5 protein-coding genes are annotated in these 3,519 nt (G+C 71.0%); 1 reads left to right on the top strand and 4 read right to left on the bottom strand.

Annotated elements, in window-relative coordinates:
* Positions 1-328 (top strand): oligopeptide/dipeptide ABC transporter ATP-binding protein (locus ABDW35_RS34125; RefSeq protein WP_343718297.1); only part of this gene is annotated, 328 nt, incomplete at its 5' end.
* Between the two features lie 47 nt (positions 329-375).
* Here the strand turns inward: ABDW35_RS34125 and ABDW35_RS34120 are convergent.
* The 4 genes from ABDW35_RS34120 to ABDW35_RS34105 form a co-directional block, all read right to left on the bottom strand.
* A complete protein-coding gene (locus ABDW35_RS34120) occupies positions 376-1,278 on the bottom strand; it encodes an NAD(P)-dependent oxidoreductase (protein ID WP_343718296.1) in 903 nt (300 codons plus the stop codon).
* Positions 1,279-1,291: 13 nt separating this feature from the next.
* Complete coding sequence (locus ABDW35_RS34115; protein ID WP_343718295.1) at positions 1,292-1,990, bottom strand: GntR family transcriptional regulator; 699 nt, start codon at positions 1,988-1,990, stop codon at positions 1,292-1,294.
* 8 nt (positions 1,991-1,998) lie between these two features.
* Positions 1,999-2,790 (bottom strand): ABC transporter permease, encoded by a 792-nt coding sequence (locus ABDW35_RS34110; protein ID WP_343718294.1) that lies wholly within the window; start codon positions 2,788-2,790, stop codon positions 1,999-2,001.
* A partial coding sequence (locus ABDW35_RS34105) for an ABC transporter permease (RefSeq protein WP_343718293.1) occupies positions 2,787-3,519 on the bottom strand: 733 nt, incomplete at its 5' end. The genes ABDW35_RS34105 and ABDW35_RS34110, both read right to left, overlap by 4 nt.

Here is a 3,519-nt window from a genome sequence, read left to right as displayed (position 1 = left end):
CCACATCGCCGACCGGGTGGCGGTGATGTATCTCGGCCGGATCGTCGAGACCGGGCCGAAGGCGGCGGTGTACGGCGCGCCGCACCACCCCTACACGCAGGCGCTGCTGTCGGCGGCGCCGGAGCCCGACCCGGACCGGGCGCAGAAGCGTATCATCCTGCAGGGCGACGTGCCGAGCCCGTCCAACGTCCCGTCCGGCTGCAGCTTCCGCACCCGCTGCCCGCTGGCGCAGGAGGTCTGCGCCCGCGAACGGCCGGCGATGACCCCGGCCGGCGATGGGCATTTCGCGGCCTGCCATTTCGCCAGGGCAAACCCGATTCCGGTGTGAAGCTCTCCCTTCGATTGGGGAAGGGATGCCAAGGCCTGACGGAACTGTCACAGATCTGTGTTCAGGGTCGCAGCGACCCACCGCAGGAATGGCTCCGGCAGGGGAAGCGCCGCGATATGTGGCGTGAGCGTCACCCTCGGATGGTGCCAGAGCGGCGATGCCGGAGGCGGCGGCTCCTCGGGCAGAACGTCGAGCGCGGCGTGGCCGATGCGCCCCGTGTCCAGGCGCGCCAGCAACTCGTCGAGGACCAGCGTGTCGCCGCGCCCGGCGTGGACGAGGGTGGCGCCGGCCGGCAGCAGATCCATGCGGGTGCCATCGAGCAGCCCGCGGGTGTCCGGCGTCGAGGGCAGCAGATTGACCAGCGTGTCCGCGCGTGAAAGCGCCTCGTGCAGGGTCTCCCAGCCGGCAAGGGTCGGAAACGCTGCATCGGGTTTCCGCGACCGGCTCCATCCCGCCACGCCGAATCCGACCGTGGCCAGGAGGGCCCCTGCCGCGAGGCCGAGCGGGCCCAGCCCCAGCACGATGACGCGGCGCTCCGCCGCCATCGGCGCCGGGCAGGGGATCCAGCGGCCAGCTGCCTGGTCCGCGGCATAGCGCGGGAAGTCGCGGTGCTGGGCCAGCACGGCGGCCAGGACATATTCCGACATCGCCGCGGCCGTCGCCGGATCCTGGCGGCGGAGAACGGGCAATGTTGGCGGCAGGCTCCGGTCGCCGGCCAGATGGTCGAGACCGGCGGCGGTCGAGACGACGATCCGGAGGCTCGGCAGGCTGCCGAGAAAACCACCCGGTGGGCGCCACACGATCGCGACCGTCGCTGCGGCCAGATCCGCTGACGAGGCGTCGGGTGCCCAGATGGCGCGACTCTCGGGCCAGGCGCGCGCCGCAGCGCCGAGCCAGTCCTCCCGGTCGCCGCCGTCGATCTGGAACAGGACGATCGGCCGGCCCGTCATCACGCGCTATCCCTCATCGCTTGCCGATGGCCGAGGACAGTGCCGCCCGGACGATCTGCCAGGCCGCTTCGACCAGCCCGGCCGTGACCCGGCCGGCGGCCGGGGCGTCGCCGCGGCGGATGGCGTCGATCATCTGCTGGTTGGCCTCGATCGCGATCGCCGTCATCTCCGCCGATACGCCATAGGCCAGGTGGCGGTAGCGCAGCGCCGGCTTCTGCACGATGGCGAGCAGCCGCTGCAGCACGGCGTTGCCCGAGGCCTCGTGCAGCGCCTCGGTCAGCGCGACATTGGCGTCGAAGCAGCGCTCCACATCGCCGGCCTCCAGCGCCGAGCGCATCGCCGCGAGGGCGACCGACAGCTCGCCGGCGACCGCAACCGGGTTGGCCGACCGGGCGGCGCCTTCCGCCGCCAGTGCCTCCAGCTTCACCCGGCAGGAATAGATCTGGTCGAGATCGGCCAGCGACATCGGCGCCACCCGCACGCCCTGGCGCGGCCGGCGGATCACCAGGCCCGTGCCCTCCAGCAGCCGCAGCGCCTCGCGCACCGGCGACCGGCTGATGCCGTAGCGCTCGCACAGCTCCTCCTCCACCAGCTTGGCGCCGGGGGGCAGCTCGCGCAGGATGATCTTGCGCTCGAGGAAGGCGAGCACCGTCTGCGACAGCACCGGCCGGCGCGGGGCGCCGCTGTCTTCATCCGGAATGGCGGTCTCCATGTCGCGGGTCAGAACCTCTGGATCTTGAGGCCGAGGACCTTCTCGGTCACCACCACGACCAGCAGCGTCATGACGATGCTGATGGTGGAGACGGCCGCGGCCTCCGGCGTGAAGTTCAGGCGAAGATAGTCGAACAGCTGGATCGGCAGGGTCGAGGTTCCGACGTCCTTCAGCAGGAACGAGATCGCGAAGGTGTCGAAGGAGATGATGAAGGCGAACAGGCAGCCGCCGATCAGCCCCGGCTTGATCAGCGGCAGGGTGATCCGGACGAACACCCGCCACGGCCGGGCGCCGAGGCTGCGCGCCGCCAGCTCCCACGACCGGTCGAAACCCTGCAGCGAGGCCGAGACGTTCATGAACACGAAGGGCAGGGTGATCAGCACATGGCCGGTGACCAGCGCCACCAGGTTCCTGGTGCCGATGCCGATGGCGTAGAAGAAGAACAGCAGCGCGATCGCCGTCAGCACCTCGGGCAGCAACAGCGGCGCCAGCACGGCGATGCGGATCGCCTCCTTCGCCCGGCCGGCATGGCGGGCGTGGTAGAGGGCGGCGGCGGTGCCGATCGCGGCGGAAACGAGGGTGGCGATCGCGGCGACCTGCAGCGAGGTCCAGATCGCGGTGACGAACACCTCGTTGCCGAAGAACGCCTCGTACCAGCGCAGCGACAGCCCTTGCGGCGGGAAGGCCAGGAAGGCGCCGGCGCTGAAGGAGGCGCCAACGACGACCAGGATCGGCGCCAGCAGGAAGGCATAGACCAGCCCGCAGAACACCGGGAACAGGACCGGGCGTCGTTGCTTCATGCGGCCCACCGCATGCGCGTGGCCCGGGCGAACAGCACGACGCAGAGTCCGCCGGCGATGCTGAGCATCAGCGCCAGGGCCGAGCCCAGCGGCCATTGGAACGCGTCGGTCAGCGTGTCGACCACGGTCAGGGTCATGGTTTTGACCCGCATGCCGCCGATCAGCACCGGGGTGACATAGGCGCTGAGCGCCAGCACGAAGACCAGGATGCAGCCGGACTGGATCCCGGGCAGGGCCAGCGGCAGCACGATGCGCCGGAACGCGACCCGCCGGGTGGCGCCGAGCGACCGCCCCGCCGCCTCCAGCGCCGGGTCGATGGTCTGCAGCGCCGCCATGATCGGCAGGATCATGAAGGGCAGGAAGACATGGGTCAGGGCGATGACGATGCCGAGCGTGTTGTACATCAGGGGCAGCGGCGCTAGGGTCAGGCCCAGCGAGCGGGCCGCCTTGTTGAGGACGCCGTTGTTGCCCAGCAGGATGGTCCAGCCGAAGCTGCGGACCACGATCCCGACCAGCAGCGGCGACAGCACGATGCCGTACAGCACCGGGCGCCAGCGCGACCGGCTGCGGGCCAGCTGCCAGGCGACCGGGAAGCCGACCAGCAGCGTCGCCGCGGTGGTCAGCAGCGCGATCCACAGCGTGCTGCCGAGCTGGCCGAGGTAGTAGCCGTCGGTCAGGGCGCGCTGATAGTTGTCCAGCGTCAGCCCCTGCCCGTAGGGCGCGCCGGTG

It is taken from the genome of Inquilinus sp. (assembly GCF_039594555.1).
GTDB lineage: Bacteria > Pseudomonadota > Alphaproteobacteria > DSM-16000 > Inquilinaceae > Inquilinus.
Note: the sequence above shows the minus strand (reverse complement) of the source record. Positions and strands in the feature narration are given on the sequence as shown.

Excerpts from the sequence above, each read along its gene's own strand:
- ABDW35_RS34120 (WP_343718296.1), bottom strand. The coding sequence starts at position 1,278 with ATGACGGGCCGGCCGATCGTCCTGTTCCAGATCGACGGCGGCGACCGG.
- ABDW35_RS34115 (WP_343718295.1), bottom strand. The coding sequence starts at position 1,990 with ATGGAGACCGCCATTCCGGATGAAGACAGCGGCGCCCCGCGCCGGCCG.
- ABDW35_RS34110 (WP_343718294.1), bottom strand. The coding sequence starts at position 2,790 with ATGAAGCAACGACGCCCGGTCCTGTTCCCGGTGTTCTGCGGGCTGGTC.